General features: G+C 48.8%; 19 protein-coding genes and 1 pseudogene. 16 read left to right on the top strand and 4 right to left on the bottom strand.

Translation table 11 applies throughout. The features are described from left to right. Positions 1–227: 227 nt before the first annotated feature. Positions 228–365 (bottom strand): hypothetical protein, encoded by a 138-nt coding sequence (locus HUN05_18245; GenBank protein ID WDP86824.1) that lies wholly within the window; start codon positions 363–365, stop codon positions 228–230. A 373-nt stretch (positions 366–738) separates the two neighbouring features. Between HUN05_18245 and HUN05_18240 the strand changes: the two genes are divergently transcribed. The 8 genes from HUN05_18240 to HUN05_18205 all read left to right on the top strand — a co-directional run bounded on the left by HUN05_18240 (position 739) and on the right by HUN05_18205 (position 6,845). Then, complete coding sequence (locus tag HUN05_18240; protein ID WDP86823.1) at positions 739–1,164, top strand: hypothetical protein; 426 nt, start codon at positions 739–741, stop codon at positions 1,162–1,164. A gap of 10 nt (positions 1,165–1,174) precedes the next feature. Beyond that, a complete protein-coding gene (locus HUN05_18235) occupies positions 1,175–1,714 on the top strand; it encodes a DOMON domain-containing protein (protein WDP86822.1) in 540 nt (179 codons plus the stop codon). 23 nt (positions 1,715–1,737) lie between these two features. Beyond that, entirely contained in the window at positions 1,738–2,655 is a 918-nt protein-coding gene (locus tag HUN05_18230; protein ID WDP88129.1) for an SCO family protein, read from the top strand. A gap of 56 nt (positions 2,656–2,711) precedes the next feature. Then, positions 2,712–4,334 carry a cbb3-type cytochrome c oxidase subunit I gene (locus tag HUN05_18225; GenBank protein ID WDP86821.1) on the top strand — a complete coding sequence of 541 codons (1,623 nt, stop codon included), beginning with the start codon at positions 2,712–2,714 and terminating at the stop codon, positions 4,332–4,334. 69 nt (positions 4,335–4,403) lie between these two features. Continuing rightward, complete coding sequence (locus HUN05_18220) at positions 4,404–5,009, top strand: cytochrome c oxidase subunit 3 family protein (protein ID WDP86820.1); 606 nt, start codon at positions 4,404–4,406, stop codon at positions 5,007–5,009. Positions 5,010–5,023: 14 nt separating this feature from the next. Beyond that, entirely contained in the window at positions 5,024–5,305 is a 282-nt protein-coding gene (locus tag HUN05_18215; GenBank protein WDP86819.1) for a cytochrome C oxidase subunit IV family protein, read from the top strand. 9 nt (positions 5,306–5,314) lie between these two features. Then, complete coding sequence (coxB, locus tag HUN05_18210; protein ID WDP86818.1) at positions 5,315–5,926, top strand: cytochrome c oxidase subunit II; 612 nt, start codon at positions 5,315–5,317, stop codon at positions 5,924–5,926. Beyond that, positions 5,916–6,845, top strand: coding sequence for a UbiA family prenyltransferase (locus HUN05_18205; protein WDP86817.1), 930 nt, complete (start codon positions 5,916–5,918; stop codon positions 6,843–6,845). Before coxB ends, HUN05_18205 begins: the two co-directional genes overlap by 11 nt. Positions 6,846–6,897: 52 nt before the next feature. Here the strand turns inward: HUN05_18205 and msrB are convergent, their stop codons facing one another. From msrB to HUN05_18190, 3 genes are all read right to left on the bottom strand, one after another. After that, a complete protein-coding gene (msrB, locus tag HUN05_18200; GenBank protein ID WDP86816.1) occupies positions 6,898–8,040 on the bottom strand; it encodes a peptide-methionine (R)-S-oxide reductase MsrB in 1,143 nt (380 codons plus the stop codon). Positions 8,041–8,107: 67 nt separating this feature from the next. Continuing rightward, positions 8,108–9,136, bottom strand: a complete 1,029-nt coding sequence (locus tag HUN05_18195) for an arginine kinase (protein ID WDP86815.1) — start codon at positions 9,134–9,136, stop codon at positions 8,108–8,110. Continuing rightward, positions 9,126–9,314, bottom strand: coding sequence for a hypothetical protein (locus HUN05_18190; protein WDP88128.1), 189 nt, complete (start codon positions 9,312–9,314; stop codon positions 9,126–9,128). Before HUN05_18190 ends, HUN05_18195 begins: the two co-directional genes overlap by 11 nt. 304 nt (positions 9,315–9,618) lie before the next feature. Between HUN05_18190 and HUN05_18185 the strand changes: the two genes are divergently transcribed. From HUN05_18185 to HUN05_18150, 8 genes and pseudogenes are all read left to right on the top strand, one after another. After that, positions 9,619–10,236, top strand: a complete 618-nt coding sequence (locus HUN05_18185) for a TetR/AcrR family transcriptional regulator (protein WDP86814.1) — start codon at positions 9,619–9,621, stop codon at positions 10,234–10,236. A gap of 120 nt (positions 10,237–10,356) precedes the next feature. Beyond that, complete coding sequence (locus HUN05_18180; GenBank protein WDP86813.1) at positions 10,357–11,331, top strand: MoxR family ATPase; 975 nt, start codon at positions 10,357–10,359, stop codon at positions 11,329–11,331. Positions 11,332–11,338: 7 nt separating this feature from the next. Continuing rightward, positions 11,339–12,217: a DUF58 domain-containing protein gene (locus HUN05_18175; GenBank protein ID WDP86812.1), complete on the top strand. Its 879-nt coding sequence runs from the start codon at positions 11,339–11,341 to the stop codon at positions 12,215–12,217. Next, positions 12,214–12,762 (top strand): hypothetical protein, encoded by a 549-nt coding sequence (locus HUN05_18170; GenBank protein ID WDP86811.1) that lies wholly within the window; start codon positions 12,214–12,216, stop codon positions 12,760–12,762. Before HUN05_18175 ends, HUN05_18170 begins: the two co-directional genes overlap by 4 nt. Beyond that, complete coding sequence (locus HUN05_18165; GenBank protein ID WDP86810.1) at positions 12,762–13,802, top strand: VWA domain-containing protein; 1,041 nt, start codon at positions 12,762–12,764, stop codon at positions 13,800–13,802. The genes HUN05_18170 and HUN05_18165 overlap by 1 nt, the downstream gene beginning before the upstream one ends. A 4-nt stretch (positions 13,803–13,806) precedes the next feature. Continuing rightward, positions 13,807–15,759 carry a VWA domain-containing protein gene (locus HUN05_18160; protein WDP86809.1) on the top strand — a complete coding sequence of 651 codons (1,953 nt, stop codon included), beginning with the start codon at positions 13,807–13,809 and terminating at the stop codon, positions 15,757–15,759. Positions 15,760–15,763: 4 nt separating this feature from the next. Then, positions 15,764–18,253 carry a BatD family protein gene (locus HUN05_18155; GenBank protein ID WDP86808.1) on the top strand — a complete coding sequence of 830 codons (2,490 nt, stop codon included), beginning with the start codon at positions 15,764–15,766 and terminating at the stop codon, positions 18,251–18,253. A gap of 23 nt (positions 18,254–18,276) precedes the next feature. Next, a pseudogene (locus HUN05_18150) lies at positions 18,277–18,825 on the top strand (DJ-1/PfpI family protein). Positions 18,826–18,842 lie beyond the last annotated feature (17 nt).

Raw genomic sequence — 18,842 nt, 5'->3', positions numbered from 1 at the left:
CTGGATGGACGGACCATGGGCTTTGTTTTTGTATCCAATGAAACAGACCCTCTATTGAAATGTTTTGCCTGGCGGCCTTGCCGCTAAAGTAAAATCGTTTCGTGAAACATGCGGGTTGATAAGGGGCTTTTGTCTCAAGTTTCAAATAAATAAAGGCGGCGCCTTGGCAAGGGGCGCCGCCTTTATTCGGAAGCAATATAATACTTAAACTTAACGAGGGTTATGGGTTATCCTGCAACATCAACTCCGTTGTCGCATCCAATGGAGTCAGAAGTTTCACATTCAAAGTTTAAATGGCGGGTATCTTCGTGTCCGACTTCTCTTTCTTCATCACTTTCTATATAGTTATGTTCGTGGCTGCTCATGGTATTCTCCTTTTTTTCTGGGATTGGTTTGTTGTGTACTTTTTTAATTCTGTCCCGTGTTAGACATATTATGCGCACCAATGATAAGTTGTCAAGTAAAAAGTTTTAATAAGCTAACTTTTTTTGTTCGTGTTTATGAAAAGACCCCAATTTTTCTTGACTTGTTCCCAGCTCGATTCTATATATAAAATATAGATCAAATTCGTCTTGACCATTGGCAGACAATGCCAGATCCCATTGGAACATGGAAAACGCACCATGGTTTGAGAAATAACTTTAATCTCTGTAACCGTTTAATTGCCCGAGCAGGGCCATTTAAAAATTGTGGCTGCATCTTAACTTAAGTATAAATGAACTACAAAAAGGTGATTCCATGACTGAAACGATTTTTGAATTTTTAACCCAAATCGGTTTTTTGCATCCTGTTCATCCTGCCTTTACCCATATCCCCATGGGCATGGTGATGGGGGCTGTGGTGTTCAGATTCTGTGCAGTGGTGCCTCGGTTGAAAATCCTTGCCAGAACAGGGTATCATTGCCTGATCCTAGGGCTTTTGGGAATTGTGCCAACGGTATTTACAGGGTATCTGGACTGGCAGCACAAGTACCAGGGCCAGTGGGAGACCCTGATCATTGTAAAAATGGTGCTGGCCGCGCTTCTGGCCATTCTCATGATTTTTATTGCTGTCAAGGATGATCCTGAAAACCCGGGGTTTAACAAAATGACCGGATTTTATTTTTTATTGATTTTACTGGCTGTCGGTCTGGGCTTTTCCGGCGGTGAACTTGTTTTTGGATAAAGGGGGAAACATGTTACGATATTTTTTTAGTGCTTTGATTGCAGCCTTTATTTTAATACCCGGCACGGCCATGGGTTCGGAATATGATCACGAGCTTAAGGCTGATGATATGACGGTGTTTTGGCGGATTGATCAAGACCGGATTCATGTTAAACTTTCTGCAAAAACCCAAGGATGGGTGGCCATTGGGTTTGACCCTGAAAAAGCCATGCAGGGGGCCAATATTATCATTGGGGCCGTTAAAAAGGGAAAGGTCAGAATAGAAGATCATTATGGCGATCGTAAAAGAGGACATTCTTCAGATGAAAAACTGGGGGGCGAAAATCATGTGCTCAATCCCGAGGGCCAGGAAGAAGACGGGGTCACCACCATTTCTTTTTCCCTGCTCCTAGAAGCCCAGGATAAGTGGGATAAGTCCATTGATCCGGACAAGGTTTCGCGCATCATGATTGCCTATGGGTTTGGGCGGGATTCATTCAGGGCAGGTCATGCCTGGCGGGAGGTGTACGAGGTCAACTATAACACCGGTGAAACCCAAAAGATAAAATAATGAAATTTCGAACCTTTTTTTTCATGATGGCATTTCTTTGGGCCATGGCATATTGCTCGGGCAGTGTCCTGGGCGACACCCACGACCATTCAGGCCATGGGCCATCGCCCCCTAAGGCCGTGGCCGAGCAAAAGATGGATCACACCCTTTCGGGTGATGAAAACGGTGGCCATGACCATGAAAAGATGGAGATGTCTGCCCAGGCCATGAATGCCGATTTGGCAGGCCAGGTGAGAGTGGATGAAAAACTGGATGATTTTATTGATTTTGCAGTTGAATTCAGGGATGAAAAAAATCAAATAGTTGATCTTGAATCCGTGTTTGACAAACCTGTAATCCTGCTGCCGATTTTTTTCATGTGTCCTTCTGTCTGTAATATTCTCCAGGCAAATCTCAGTCATGCGCTCAACCAGGTCCCCGGGAGTGTGGGAAAAGAGTTCAATGTCATCTCCCTGAGTTTCAGTGATGACGAGGATGCCTCCCATGCAAGGACCTCCAAGCAGAACTATGCCAATCTGATCACCCGGGATATGGACCTGGACCATTGGTACTATTTGACCTCAAACCGGGAAAATATCCTCAAGCTCACCCAGTCTTTGGGCTTTTATTTTGTCAAACAGGGCAAACATAATTATATCCATCCCAATGTTTTGATTGTCTTGGCAAAGAAGGGCAAGATCATCCGTTACCTATATGGCCCGAACTTTCTTCCCTTTGATGTGGGAATGGCATTGAGCGAGGCTGGAAAAGGGGAGAGTGGAATATCCATCAAACAAGGGGTGCTCTCCTTTTGCTTTGATTACGATGCTGAAAATAAAACCTATGTGTTTAAAATGTTTCGGATTACAGGAACTGCGATTTTGATCTTGCTGATCGGTTTCCTTCTCTTTCTTGTCAGGCCGTCCAAATACAGATCCAAAAGGGGCCGCCAGCATAAATAAACCCGATGCATCACCCAGGGCATCCATTGGGTGTATCCATTGGCTGAAAGGATGATATGGACCCTGAACCCTCTTTTTTTGAAACCCCGTCACCTGCAAGGTTCAAAGGCGTTTGGTCCTGGGCTTTGACCCATGATCATAAACGGATCGGGCTGATGTATCTGTTTGCCATTTTGTTCTGGTTCTGTGTGGCTGCAATTCTTGGCGGCCTGATCCGTCTGGAGCTGATGCAGCCCGGGGAGAATTTTTTATCCCCGGAACTTTATAATTCAGCCTTTACCCTTCACGGGGTGATCATGATTTTTTTATTCATCATACCGGCCCTGCCCGGGGCATTTGGCAATTTTTTCCTGCCCATCCAGATCGGGACCGATGATGTGTTTTTCCCCAGACTTAACCTGCTCTCCTGGTATCTTTACATGCTGGGCGGGGGCATCGCCATTGCCGCCCTTTTTTCCGACGGATTCCCGGATACGGGCTGGACCTTTTATGTGCCCTTTTCCATTTCCACCCAGACCAACGTGTCAACCGCCGTGTTTGCCGCGTTTGTCCTGGGGTTTTCTTCCATGCTTACCGGCTTGAATTTTATCACCACAATTCACCGGATGCGAAGTCCTAAAATGGGGTGGATGCAGATCCCTTTGTTTACCTGGAGTCTGTATGCCACCTCCTGGGTCCAGCTTCTGGCCACCCCTGTGGTCACCATCACTCTGGTGCTGGTGATGGTCGAACGCTTTTTTAATATCGGCCTTTTTGATCCTTCCCGGGGAGGGGACCCCATCCTTTATCAGCACCTGTTCTGGATGTATTCCCATCCTGCAGTCTATATCATGATTTTGCCGGGAATGGGGGTAATATCCGAGATTATTCCGGTGTTTGCCAGGAAATCCATTTTCGGGTACAAGGCCATTGTGGCCTCGTCCATGGCCATTGCCGTGGCAGGATCTCTGGTGTGGGCCCACCACATGTACACCTCGGGCATGAGCGATACAGCCGTGTTTGTTTTTTCCCTGCTTACCTTTGTTGTGGCCATCCCGTCTGCCATCAAGGTGTTTTCATGGATCGCCACCCTGTACCGGGGGGCCATTCAGATGAGTCCGCCCCTGTTTTTGTCCCTGTGCTTTGTTTATCTTTTTTGTGTGGGCGGGCTGACAGGGCTGGTGCTGGGGGCGGCCGGCACGGATATCCATGTCCATGACACCCATTTTGTGGTGGCCCATTTTCATTTTACCATGTTCGGGGGCACAGGCTTTGCCTTTTTTGCGGCGCTTCATTATTGGTGGCCCAAGATGTTCGGCAGGATGTATGATTTTAAACGGGCCTATATTGCATCCATCCTGGTGACCGGCGGTTTTATCTTTCACTATGTGCCCATGTTTATTTTAGGACTTGGGGGGATGCCCCGGCGGTATTATGATTATCTGCCTCAATTTGCCCTGGGCAACTTTTTAGCCGGATTCGGGGCCTTGTTCATGATTCTGGGAATCGGACTGATGTTTGTTAATCTGGGATTGAGCTTGAGAACCGCCCGGAATGCCGCGGCCGATCCCTGGGGCGGGGTGACCTTGGAATGGGAGACCAGCTCTCCGCCACCACTGCACAATTTTGAAACCGACCCGGATATTCTGGACTATCCCTATGATTTTTCAAAGGTGATCAAGGCCCAAAACAAAGTATGAGCCCCAGACAAAAACGAGCCCAAAATTAAGACCAGCCAAAAATAAAGACCAGCCAAAAAAAGGATGCCTATGGCGTTTCATTCTGCAGATCATGACGAATCCGGAAAGAGACTGGGGATGTGGCTTTTTTTGTACACGGAGATTGTGTTGTTTGGCGGTCTTTTTGTCCTCTATGCCGTGTACCTGACCTTTTATCCTGAAGATTTCATCGATGGCGGCCGTCAACTGAACCGGGTGCTGGGCCTGGTCAATACCATCATTTTGCTCATCTCAAGCTTTGGTGTGGCGGCCAGCATTACCGCCGTACAAAAAGGACAGAAAACCCTTGGTTTGGCTGCGCTTACGGCCACCCAAATTTGCGGTGCGATCTTTTTGGTAAACAAATATTTTGAGTGGGGCCATAAAATTCACAACGGGATTTATCCCAATTCAGACCTGCTTTTGGACGGGCCTGCGGGCCAGAATATTTTTTTCGGCCTTTACTATGTGGTCACAGGGCTCCATGCCATCCATATTATTGTCGGCATGAGTCTTCTGGCCGTGGCCATGGGGTTTTGGGCATCGAACAGGATCACGGCCAAACGGTTTGGCCTGTTGGAAAATGCAGGACTTTACTGGCACCTGGTGGACCTGGTCTGGATTTTTATTTTTCCCTTGTTTTATCTGATTATTTAACGCGAGAATATCAAATGGAAAATCATCCCCCTATTTTATCTTACAAGCTACAGGCCACAGTGCTCTTTTTCCTGCTGGTGCTTACCGGCATCACTGTGGGAGCATCCTATGTGGATCTGGGCCGGTTCAATGTGTGGATCGCCCTGGGAATCGCCTCTGTAAAGGCCAGCCTGGTGCTGATGTTTTTCATGCATCTGAAGTTTGAGTCACGAATGCTCGTTATTTCGTTTTTATCAACCATAGGATTTCTGGCCATCATGATCGGGTTTACATTCTGGGACATTGCATTCAGGTGAGGTATAGGTATGAATGAAATCGTTGATCCTGTCGCCCTGGTGGACAGATCGTTTTATTTTATCATTGGGTTTTCTTTTTTATTTTTGTTTTGCATTACCACGGTGATGATTTATTTTGTGATCCGGTATCGGCGGAGCAAACACCCTGTGCCTGCAGATATCCGTGGAAATGTCTGGCTGGAAATCACCTGGATATTTATTCCCAGCATCATTGCCCTGGCCATGTTTGTCTTTGGATGGCAGTCCTATACCGGGCTGCGGAATGTGCCTGACAATGCCATGGAAATAGATGTCACGGCCCAGTCTTTTTCCTGGCTCTTTGTTTATGAGAATGACAAGGAGACCGAAGACGAAATCGTGGTTCCCGTAGATACGCCTGTAAGGCTCAATCTGACCTCTTTGGACGTGATTCATTCCCTGTTTATTCCGGCCTTTAGAATCAAGGTGGATGCGGTCAAGGGGATGAATACCTATGCCTGGTTTCTGCCCAGAAAAAAAGGGGAATATTTTTTCCAGTGCACGGAGTTTTGCGGCACCGGCCATGCAGATATGACCGGGGTGGTCAAGGTGGTTTCACCCGAGGAATATTATGAATGGATCAACCAAGAAGATGAGTGGTAGTGTCATTCTGAAAAGCTCGCCAAGGTCGGGGCAAGGCAGACGGGTCCAGGATTTTTTTGAATTGATCAAGGTGCATCTGAGTCTGTACATTGGATTGTCCGCCCTTGCAGGCCATGTTCTGGCCCAGGATCATCTCGGTTTGAACAGCCTTGTGCTGGGATTCTGGGTGTTGGTCCTGGCCTTTGGGGCAGGGGGGCTCAATAATGTTCAGGACCGTGAGTTTGACCGCAGGTTCCAGCGGACCCGGCACCGGGTGCTTGCACGCAAAGGCATGGGGGTAAAAAAGGCCTTAACACTGGCCCTTGTGCTGGCGGGCATGGGCATTGGGGGGTTGTATCTTTCATATACCTCCATCTGGCCTTGTGTGCTCGGGCTTTTGGCCCTGGTCTGCTACAATGGATTGTATACCCCCATAAAAAAACAAGGCCTTTGGGCGCTGGTTCCGGGGGTGATCTGCGGCATGATCCCTCCGGCCATCGGCTGGTTTGCAGTGCCCGAGGCCCTTGCCTGTACAGACCGGACAGGTCTTGTTATCCTCATGGCCTGTCTTGGATTTTGGCAATTGCCCCATTATATGCTGGTGGAGCTGAGTCAGGGGCAGGAAAATGGTCATTCAAAAGGGTTTGGTCAGGTTTGGACCCCGCCTTGTTTGCGTTGCCAGGTATTGATATGGAGCCTTGTGTTCAGCCTGGGTCTGGTCTTGTTTTTAATCTGCGGCTGGGTCAACAGCCCCATGCTTGCAGACATCCTTCTTGGCCTTGCCCTTGTTCTCCCTTTTGTGTTGGCAGGTTTTTTTTGCCTGCCCTCCCTGGGCCGTCAGGCGCAAAACTTCAGCCGCCGATCTCTTTTTTTTTGTTTTAACATTTTCAACCTGTCCATGCTGGCATACCTATCCATCATTATTTTGGACCGGATATGACCCGCATATGGTGTGAATCGATCCGGCTGGCTCAAATTGTCATCAAACAGGTCTATTCAAACAGGGGGATCAAATGGGCATATCCTCTTTTTTCAAGCTGGTCTCTGGGAATAAAGACCAATGCTGCCGAGTTAATGCAATATCTTTGTCCTGTGGGGGCGGGGCCGTCATCAAAGAGATGGCCTAAATGGGCATCTGCGTCTTTGCTTCTCACCTCGGTCCTTGTCATGAAAAAGGAGCGGTCCTGTTTTTCAACAATGGCCAGATCGTTGATGGGCCGGGTAAAGCTCGGCCATCCCGTGCCGGAGTCAAATTTATCCGCAGATGAGAACAAGGGCTGGCCTGAAATTATATCCACATAAATGCCTTGTTGTTTGTTATCCCAATAGGGATTGTCAAATGCCGGTTCTGTTCCGTTTTCCCGGGTGACCTTAAACTGAAGAGGGGTTAATTGCTGCTTTAATTTTTCATCACTTGGGATGGGGCGATCTTTTAGCCTTTCCCAAGACTGGCCAGAGACCTCTTGTTCCACAGGCAGGGCATCAAAAAAATTGATATTTGTTTTTTTCCCCCAGACATTTTTGATAAATTTGTCCCTGCCCGAACCTGCCCTGTAGAACTTATACCGGATGGGGTTTTTGCTGTGGTAGTCCTGGTGGTAATCTTCTGCCGGATAAAATACCGAGGCCTCTGTCACCTCTGTGGCCACAGGCGAATCAAAGATTTTGGCTGAATTGATTTTAGCGATCATCTTTAATGCCAGTTCTTTTTGTTCAGGAGAGTGGGTGAAAATCGCCGGCCGGTATTGGCTTCCCCTGTCCACAAAAGAGCCGAGCTCGTCTGTGGGGTCAATTTGCTGGAAAAAAAGTTTGAGCAATGCCCAATAGGAAATTTTTTCTGGATTAAACACGACGCGGACCGCTTCTGCATGGCCGGTGATGCCCTGGGAAACCTGCTCATAGCTGGGATTTTCCACATGGCCGCCCATGTAACCTGAAATGACATCTGACACACCGGGCTGTCCTTCAAATGCGGATTCCACACACCAGAAACATCCCCCGGCAAAGGTGGCGATCTGAGTATTTTTCATTGGGTCCTCCTTGGATTTGGGGATGGAGCCAGTATCGGCAAAAATCAAAAATCCCGGAATCAGAATCAATGCTGGGAATAATATAAGAAGCCAAATTTTTTTCATAGGCACCTCCTTTGTAGGTTGGGACTAACTAAAAATTAGGCATTATCCGGTTTGATACAAGGGGGGGCTAAAGATTTTTTTCAGTCTGGAGAATGGCCGTAACGCCTGCGTGAAGGTCCTGGAGAATGGTATTGGCAGAGATGCCTAAGCGCCGGGCATTTGAAATATCAAAGATCGATTGATCCACAGCTGTCTTTTCCCCCAAGGTTCCCCGGACCTGGAGGTGGTGACGGGATACAATTTCCTTTAAGAGATTAGGCCGCTGTTCAAGTTTTTTAAGACAGATATGCACGCCTGCCCGCATGGCTGTCCCGATATTGGTGGGACAAGAGGATAAAAAACCCAATTGGTCATCATGGGAAAATCCCAAAAAAGGGGTCAGAGATTCAAGGCCGCGGCAGACCCGATTAAAAACTTTCGAAATGTCGGCGTTAAAGCAAAGTGCCATGACGCGCAAATGATCCTCCTCGTTCACCCAGACCCTGAATCCGTGGTCATGGGATAAAAACACCCCCCGGCCCAGGGGAAAATCCCGGTTTATGCCGGCAGCTTCCTGGAACCTGTCGCCTCGGGGGAATGCCAGTTTCTTGCGGACAAGATCCTTTAGGTCTGTTGGTTTCATATCTGAAAATGAAAGATATCGGCCCGAAAGATCAGGGGGCAGCTGTTCAAGGGCCTGGACAATGTGCTTTTCAACTTGAACCCGCTGGGCTGCCCTGATCTGGCATGGAAAGGGAAATAAATCAAGATTCCTGGCCACCCTGACCCTGGCGGATTTAATATAAAGGCCCTCCGGGTCAAGGCAGGGCATTTTTTGGGGGGAAAATTCAGGCTTATGGGTCTTTCCCGGGTGATGGTAGGCCTGGATAATGGGATCAAATACCTTGGAAAAACAGGTATAGGATTCCTTGTCGCCTGCATAGATGCCAATGCTTGAATCCGGATGTTTTACCCCGGATTGTATGGCCTGTTCCAGGGTGAATCCGGTGCCTGTTTTGACACGGGCCAGGGCTGTATACAGCTCAGGGGGTAAATGGGTTTTTACAAGCGCCCGGGAATCGGGATGAAACAAGGGCAGGGCTGGTTCAGCTTTCATACCGGGAGGACTGGGAGGAGATCCCCCTGGCAAGGCGGGTCTGGATTTGATCGAGAACCACACAGTCGGAATGGCATTTGGGCAACTGTTTTTTGAACTCACAGTTCAGGCAAGGGCTTTTGGTCAGATAGCCGACTTCAAAATCAAATATGTCTCTTTTAATTGTCGTTTCCATAATACATATCTTTATTTAAAATGAATTGATCATATACCATTTATAAACCTGAATCGTCAATCTTTGATCTTAATCCCAAAACAATAGGGACTTCAGGGTTAAGGTTCTTTTTGAAAACCATTGTCCAAGATTGGTTTTATCAATGATTTCAATGAAACATACATAGGAAAGAAAATTAGCGTTTACCAAAAAAAATTAGTGTTTGCTTTTGCCTTGTCAGATCCAAATACAAATGATAATAAAAACTTAGAACTAAGTTACTTTCGACAAATCACTAAAATCAATTAATAAACGTAAGGTAAGATTTGTGGCTGAATCAAGATTTGCAGAACTGAAGGAAAAAGAAAAACTGGCAAGAAAACAGATTGTTATTGAGTCCGCTTTGGCATTGTTTGCCAAAAAACCCTTTTACGAGGTGGGCATGCGGGAGGTGGCTGATGAGGCCGGTATATCCCCTGCCACTATTTACAGGTATTTTCCCAGCCAGGAAGAATTATTTAACGAGGCCTTTATTCAGGATATTTCGTCTGCCAGCAAAGAGTTTGAACGGCTTGTGGAAAAGGATGAGCCGGCCAGCATTGAGCAGTTTGCCGTGAAATTCGTGGGCCATCTCATTGAAAAAGAATCCAGTTTTCAGATGATGACCTATCTCATGCTCAAAGACGATCTCACCCATCCGGTCATGGGCAGATTTGATTCGGTTACCAAGATCTTTTTTGATCTGTTTACAAAATTGCTCCAACGCCACGGCGTGGAAGAGGAGAGTGCACGGCTATACTCCCACGCATTTATCGCCTCGATCACAGGGATTCTCATGACCTTTAGAAATTTTCCCCTTAAAGATCGCCAATCGGTTCGTGAGCATATTATAAAAATTGTAAAACTTAACTCTTCATTATATTCTAAACAGCTTCTGGGCGTTTAATTCCAAACCGTTTCGGGCGTGACAATATCCTGCCTTGACACCGGAATACTGCTGACTATATTTTAAAGCAAAAAACCGCATCTCCTTGACATGGTCAAGGCATAAAGGGAATGGATTTTCATGGAAGAAACGACTCGTGCCATTGAGCATGCTCACCTGTTGGTGAGCCGGATTCGCAAAGAAGTGGGCAAAGCCCTGGTTGGCCAGGAAAAATTGGTGGACGGGCTTTTAACCGGGCTTTTGACTGGGGGACACGTATTGATCGAGGGGGTGCCCGGCCTGGCCAAAACCTCTGCGGTCAAAGCCCTGGCCGCTGCCATTCAGGCTGATTTTAAACGGATTCAGTTTACCCCTGATCTTTTGCCGGCAGATTTGACAGGCACTGAAATTTACCGGCCTAAAACCACGGATTTTATCACCCGCAAAGGCCCCTTGTTTAACCATATTATTCTGGCGGACGAGATTAACAGGGCCCCGTCCAAGGTTCAGTCCGCTCTTTTGGAAGCCATGGAGGAAAAACAGGTCACCATCGGGGACACCACCTATGCGCTGCCCTCTCCCTTCCTGGTTCTGGCTACCCAGAATCCCATTGAGCAGGAGGGCACCTATCCGCTTCCCGAAGCCCAGGTGGACCGGTTCATGCTCAAAGTCATGGTGGATTACCCGGACAGGGCGCAGGAACTTGAGATCCTTAAAAAGACCAGTTTCGGTGCCCCGGAAAAAATATCTCCGGTGATCACCTGTGAGGAACTTGCTCAAATGGCAGGGCTGGTGGAAAAAATTTATGTGGATGACAAGCTCAAAGAGTATATTGTCGACCTGGTGTTTGCCACAAGGGCGCCTGAAAACTACGGAATGGATACGGACCGGTATATTGAATACGGGGCCTCTCCAAGGGCCAGTATTTTTCTGGCAAAGGCCTCACGGGTGGCTGCCTTTTTAGCGGGAAGGGCCTATGTCACCCCCCAGGATATCAAGCTTGTGGGGCCTGATGTGCTCAGGCACAGGATCCTTTTGTCTTTTGAGGCAGAGGCCGAAGAAATCACCAGTGACCAGGTGGTTGCGGACTTGTTTGACAGTGTGGAGGTGCCCTGATCTTAAGATGATTCCCGCCCATATCATAAAAAAGATCAGACAGATTCATATCAAATCCCGGAGAACCGTCAACACTCTGATGGCCGGTCAGTACCGCTCCGTGTTCCGGGGGGCGGGCATTGAGTTTGAGGAGGTCCGGGAGTATGCTCCCGGGGATGATGTCAAGACCATTGACTGGAACGTTTCGGCAAGAACAGGAAAGGTCTTTGTCAAATTGTACAGGGAAGAGCGTGAATCCATTGTCATGCTGCTCATTGATATGAGCGCCTCCTTGTCCTTTGGCACTCATTTTGGCACTAAGCTTGAAAAAACGGCCGAGCTTGCCTCTGTTCTGGCCTTTAATGCCATTAAAAACAATGACAAGGTCGGGGTGATTTTTTTCACGGATCAGGTTGAAAAATATATTCCTCCCAAAAAGGGATCCTCCCATGTCTGGCGGGTGATCAAGGAAATTTTTACCTTTGAGCCCCGGAACCAGGGCACCAATATCAAAGCCGCCCTTGATTTTATGTCAAAAATATCCAAGAAAAAAAGTTTTGCCTTTGTGATCTCTGATTTTTTGGCCAAAGAGTATGAAAAAGGACTTAAAACCGTGGGCAGGCGCCATGAACTGGTGGGGCTCAGGATTTATGATCCCGGCGCATTCCATCTGCCTGAATCCGGGATCGTTGGAGTCCGGGATTTTGAAACCCGGGAGCATTGCTTTCTGGATGCCGGAAGCAAAAAGATTCGCCGTTGGTTTTTCCAGACCCGGACAGATCTCCATGAAGAGACCCAGAATATTTTTTCCCGGGCGAAAACCGATCTTGTGGACATCAAAACCTCTGACTCGGTTTCAGATATCATTACCCAGTATTTCAGGCTCAGGGAAAGACGGCAGAAATGATAAAAGATATCCACGATATCAGACCGCCTGTGATGGTGGGTATGGACCCGGCCCTGGTAAGACTTGGACTCTGGATCGGGGCGGGGTGTATGGCCGCTTGCTTTTTGTTTGTCCTTGTCCGGTACCTGTGGAAACGAAAGAAAAACGCTTTGGCCAAGGATCTCCTTCCCCATATATCTGCCTATGATACGGCGTTAAAGGCATTGGACGATCTTGCCGTATCCCGGGTCAATGATGCCAAGGCCTTTTATTTTGACCTGGGCCGGACCATAAAGACCTATATGGGTAAAACTTATGGGTTCAACGGTCTTGAAATGACCACCCAGGAGCTGACAAAAACCTTGCGCAGCTTAAAAGAAATTCCCTCCCCCTTGAGAACTCAAGTTTCCCTTTTTCAGGATCTTTGCGACCCCTTTCGATATGCCCCCATCAAGCCTGACAAAGAACAGATTAAAAAAGATCTTGAACAGGGCCGTGCCTTGATCATGGCCGTGGAAAAGGCGGAACAAGAGGCACGATTGTCAGAACAGGAGGTCAACCACTGATGTTTCGGTTTGCCTCTACCTGGTTTCTCGTACTGCTGACCCTGCCCCTGGGATTTTTGGCCCTGAAGTGGGCCCGCAGCATTGGGCGTTTCAGATCCAAAAATCCCCATGGGTTCCCCAAAAGGCCTGGCCGTTTTCTCAGGGTATCTTCCCTGTCAGGTATGGAAAAAATGCCCCTGACATCGGGCATCTGGGCTGTGCGGGCCCTGACCCTGATCAAGGTGGCGGCCATCTGTTTGATGATACTGGCATTGGCAAGGCCCCAGGCCGGGGACAGAAAGGTCAAGGTCATGACCCAGGGGGTGAATATTATTCTGGCCCTTGACCTGTCCGAGTCCATGCGGGCCCTTGACTTTAAGCTTGACAATCAGATTGTCACCCGGCTTGAGGCGGTTAAAGGGGTGGTCTCTGATTTTATTATGAAGCGGGAAGGGGACCGTATCGGCATGGTGGTGTTCGGGTCCCAGGCCTTTACCCAATTGCCTTTGACTCGGGACTACAACACCATTGCCTTTATGCTGGACCATTTAAAAATCGGGGCAGCAGGCCCCAAGACCGCCATCGGGGACGCCATTGGCATCTCATTGAAACGGCTGGCAGATGTCAAGGCCAAGTCCAACATCATTATTCTGCTCACCGACGGAAAGAGCAATGCAGGGCAGCTGTCCTGGGAGGACGGGATAAAGATTGCCGCCCAAAAGGGGGTAAAAATTCATACCATTGGCGTGGGCTCCAAAGGTAAGGCCCCCTTTCTTGTGGACGGGCTGTTTGGAAAACAATATGTTTATCAGCAGGTGGATGTGGACCGGGATGCCCTGAAAACCATCTCTTCGGCCACCCATGGCCGCTTTTTTGCCGCCGAGGACACCCAGGCCCTTCAAGCGATTTATGAGATGATCAATGCCATGGAAAAAACCCGGGTAGAGGTGGACAAATGGGTGGAATACAGGGAGTTGTTTGCCTTTTTCCTGGTGCCTGCCATGCTGCTCTATCTCGTGTGCCTGATTTTGGCAAATACCAGATTTATTCGGATACCTTAGAAAAATGAAATTTTTCCATCCCCATCTATTGTTCTGGCTCTGGGGGCTTTTGCCCCTTTTGGGCATTATGGCCTACGGGATTGTGCGGCATAAGAAAATTCTGTTTAAATTTGCAGATCCAAATCTTTTTGGCCGTATCCTGCCGGGATTTTCATATGGGCCCAAATGGGTTAAAGCAGGTCTGGTACTGGCGGGGTTTTCTCTTTGCATTTTTGCCCTGGCAGGGCCTGCGGCAGGGTTCCGCTGGGAAAAGACCACCTCAAAGGGGGTGGATATCATGATCGGTTTGGACTGTTCAAGAAGTATGCTGGCCGCGGATGTCAGCCCCACCCGCCTTGAACGGGCCAAAAGAGAGATCATTGATTTGTCCCGTCTGCTTCATTCCGACCGGGCAGGACTTGTGGCCTTTTCCGGCCAGGCCATGATTCAATGTCCTCTCACCCTTGATTATCAGGCCTTTCAAATATTTTTAGATGTCCTGGGCCCTGATTATCTTCCGGGCGGGGGAACCGATTTGACGGCTGCCCTCAGGACCTGTTACAAGGGATTTGAAAAGGAATCTGACACTGAAAAAGCCATTATCCTGATCACGGACGGTGAAGATACCGCCCAAGGGGATCAGGCCCTGATGGACGAGATCCAGGCGCTTGCCCGAGAAAAGGTCCGGGTCTTTGCCATTGGGGTGGGGGATCCTTCAGGTGCGCCCGTTCCTGAACCCGGCGGAGGATTTAAAAAAGATGATCATGGCAATATTATTTTATCCCGGGTGGATGAGACCACTTTAAAAAAAATAACCGCCATGACCCAGGGCCGGTATGTCAGGTCCGTGGCCGGTGACATGGATTTGGAACTCATATATACCCAAGATATTTTAGGCACAATGACACGCAAAAACATGACCCAGGGCAGAAAAAAAGTATGGGAGCGCAGGTTTCAATGGCTGCTGCTGCCGGGTATTTTATTGCTTGTTTTGGAATTGTTCTGGCCTGAACAAAAAAGATCCGGGTTGCGATCAGGCTTCAGGAGTATTTTGGGCCTTGCCCTGGTTTTGGTTCTGGCAGGCAGCATGGCCTTCCCCCTCTCTGCCAGGGCAGATTTTTTATCTTCAAAGGCAAGACAGGGGTCAGCGGCCTTTGAAAAAAAAGAATTTGAAAAGGCCAAGACGTTTTTCATCGAGGCCCAGCTGGACAATCCCCGGGATCTTCGACTCTATTATAATATCGGGACTGCTGCCTACGCCTTAAAAGACTATGAACTGGCCAAGTCAAATTTTTTGCAGGCCGCCACGTCCAAAGACAGGGACCTGCGCCATCGTGCCCTGTATAACCTGGCCAATACCCAATATCGTCTGGGCAATTTACCCCAGGCCATAGACGATTATACCACCCTGGTCAATGAGTTTGCCGATGATCAAGAGGCCAGGGAAAATCTGGCCTTTGTAAAGGAAAAACTGGCCCAGGAAAAAGAACGCCGGAACCAAAGCCCAAAAGATCAGGACCCAAAAGATCAAGACCAAAAAAATCAGGGTCAGGACAACCCGGATCAAAAAAATCAGGATTCCCAAAAAGATCATCAGGACAAAGACCGGAATAAAGACCAGAATAACAAAGATCAGACGGATAAAGCCTCTGAACAGCAGAATCAAAACAAAGATCCTGGCCAGGATCAGCAAAAAGAAAACAAGGATCAGACTGAACAGGACCAGAAGAGGCAAGGCCGGGACAACCAGGACCGGTCCGGACAAAAAGACCGGCCCCAAAAAAATCCCCCTTTGCCGGATCCGGATCAGACCCCGGACCCCAAAGAGAACCAGGCAGGAGCAACGGCCGCAGGTGAAAAAGAAAATGGCGATCCAGGGGCCCAGATGCTGGAAAACCGCCTCAACCGTTTGCAAGATAAGCCGGGCATGGCCTTGATTCCCCAGGGCAAAGCCCAAACAACAGATAAAGACTGGTAACCCGATGAAACGAAGAAAAATAGAAGCCAAACAAAATTATGCGCTGTTGGCCTGGGTTGTTTTGGGGCTTGTGTTAATATTTCCATCCATGGGATTTTGTTTTTCAGCCCAGGCCCATGTTGATAAAACCCGTATCAGCGTCCATGATACGGTTTCTTTTCAGGTGATTGTGGACGGAGGAAAGGGCCAGGTTGACCTGGCCCCGATCACGGATTTTCAGGTGCTTTCTTCAGGCACCCAGTCCAGCAGAAGCTATGTCAACGGGAAGTTCCATCACCAGGTGATCTACCAGTATTCTTTGATGCCCAAAAAACAGGGGGTGTTAAAAATTCCCGAGCTGACCGTGACCCGGGAGAAAGAAAAGACCGTGACCCGGGAAATTCAGATCCTTGTCTCAGAGGAAGACCTGGCCCGTGACGGGGTTAAATCCTTTTATGCCGAGGCCAGCCTGTCAAGCCCGGACATTGTTCAGGGCCAGCAGGCCGTATATACCTTAAAATTGTATCTGGCTGAAAAACTTTACAATGTCGCTTTGACCTCCCTGGGATTCAAGGATCTTATGACCCGGCAAGCCGGAGAACAAAAAAAATATACCCGGAATATCAACGGCCGGGTCTTTGTGGTTCTTGAAATCAATTACCTGGTCCAGGGAGAAGCCCTGGGGGAATTTACAATTGCACCGGCCGTGTTCACCGCCCAAAAGCCTGTCACCCCTTCCAGGGACTCGTTTGATTCTTTTTTTAATGATTCGTTTTTTTCCGGGGGCAGGACCTCAAGGGTTCGGGCCGTATCTAACCCGGTCACGCTCAAGGTAATTGTTCTGCCTCAATATTCAGGGACCCAAGACTTTTCAGGACTTGTGGGCGAGTTTACCATTTCAACGGGGGTGGACGAACACACCCTTGTTGTGGGCGAGTCTGCCACCCTGACCATTACCATTGAAGGGAAGGGCAATATTATGGATGCAGGTGTCCCCCCTTTGAAACTGGATCCCAAACGGTTTAAGGTGTATGAAGATTCCCCTGAAGAGCAGATCACGGCTACGGAAAACGGGTTTTCAGGCAAAAAAATATTCAAGCAGGCCCTGGTGCCGGGTATCCCGGGGCGTGTGACCATCCCTTCCTTGGGCTTAACCTATTTTAATACCCGAACAAGGGCCTATAAAACCATTGTTACCGACCCCATCCCTTTGGTGGTGGAACCCTCAGCCAACCCAGCAACACTGACGGATCAAAAACCAGAGTCAAAGACGGTTGCGTCAAAGCAGGCCGTGGTCATGCGCAACCGGGATATTTTTGATATCAAAGAAGAAATTTCAAGTATTTCCTCTGCCGCTTATCTGCCCCTGCCCCTGTTTTTAATGCTTTTGGGACTGCCCGGTCTGGGATTTGTCCTTTGTATCCTGGGGCTGAGATTTAAAAATCGTGAAAAAACCATCCAGGAAACCTACCGGGCCAGGGCCCAGAACTATCTGGGGGCCGCCCAAAAAATATCTCCCAGATCGCCTGAATATTTAGGCCTTGTCCAGGCGGCCCTGACTGCCGCTGTTTTATCCCTGGGAGATAAACAGGGAGAAAGCCTTACCCGGGAGGAGGCCGAGCGGATTTTGGGCCAGTCCTCTGAGGATACAGATATGAACAACAAAATCATGGCACTCATGGAGACCTTGGATTCGGCACGGTTCGGGGGGGCTGCAATGGATGAAAAAAAGGCAGTCCACACCTTTGAGCGTGTCCAAAGGATGATAAAGACCATGGCCGTGATGGCCTGTTTTGTACTTCCCCTGGTCAGTTTTTCAGCCCAGGCCCATGCCCAGGACAGGGCAGGGCTTTTTATCGACGGTACCCGGGCCTATAAGGCAGGATCCTTTAAGGAGGCTGCCCAATGCTTTGAAACCATTGCATCCCAGGGAATTAAAAATTCAAATTTGTTTTATAACCTGGGCAATGCCTATTTGAAATCCAATGATATCGGCCGGGCCATTCTCTGGTATGAGCGTGCCCTAAGGTTGTCTCCAGGGGATCCTGACCTTAATTTCAACCTGAACTTTGCCCGGAACCAGGTAACGGACAAGATCGAGCGCTCTTTTTCTCCCTGGACCGTCCTGTTTTTCTGGCAGGGTGTGATGCCTTTGAAATATTTTCAGTTTTTATCCATAGGCGCATCGCTTTTATTTTTTGCCTGGGCCGTCATCAGAAAAATACGGAAGAAAAAGGTTTTTTCAGGCCCGGGCATAGTGCTTTTTGTCATGCTCATGGTCTTTTGCCTGGCCACGGGTCTGGAAGCCGGCAGACTTAATTCACAGCGGTGCGCCGTGATCCTCGGGCAAACCGTATCGGTGAGGTCAGGGACCCATGAGGCCGCCACCCAGCTGTTTGACCTTCATGCCGGTACCCGGGTGGATGTGGTGGACAAAAAAGAAAATCATATCAAGATCCGGATTGGCAAGGAAAAGGTGGGCTGGGTTTCAATGGACGAGGCCCAAATTATTTAAACTCTAATCCAAAGGAGGCCGTGATGGCAAAAAAAGTTTTGGTTCCCCTGGCCCAGGGCATAGAAGAAATGGAGGCTGTCACCATCGTTGATGTGCTCAGGCGGGCCGGTGCCCATGTGACAACCGCCTCGGTGGACACCCTTGACATCCTCTGCGCAAGGCAAACACGGATAATGGCCGACGCTTTGATAGCAGATCTGACCCATACGGCCTTTGATCTTATTGCACTGCCCGGCGGAATTCCAGGGGCCGAGAATTTAAAGGCCTCAAAGGACCTATAAACGATGTTAAAGGAACAGGCCCGGTCAGGCCGGTATTACGGGGCGATTTGCGCCTCACCCGCTGTTGTGCTCCACCCTCTTGGCCTGGTCAGGCCCGGAGGGGTAACCTGTCATCCTGGATTTTCCCATTTGATTGACAATGGCAATGTTCAGGACCAGGCCGTGGTGGTGGATGGAAAATGTATCACCGGTAAAGGGGCCGGTGCTGCTCTTGCCTTTTCCCTCAAATTGGTTGAAATCCTTTTTTCCCGGGATGAGGTTGAGCAGGTTCGGGCAGGACTTGCCCTTTAAAGGGCTTAGATGATGCA

Source organism: Desulfobacter sp., from assembly GCA_028768545.1.
Taxonomy (GTDB): Bacteria; Desulfobacterota; Desulfobacteria; order Desulfobacterales; family Desulfobacteraceae; genus Desulfobacter.
The sequence above is the reverse complement of the archived record's forward strand: the minus strand, read 5'-3'. Positions and strand labels throughout refer to the sequence as shown.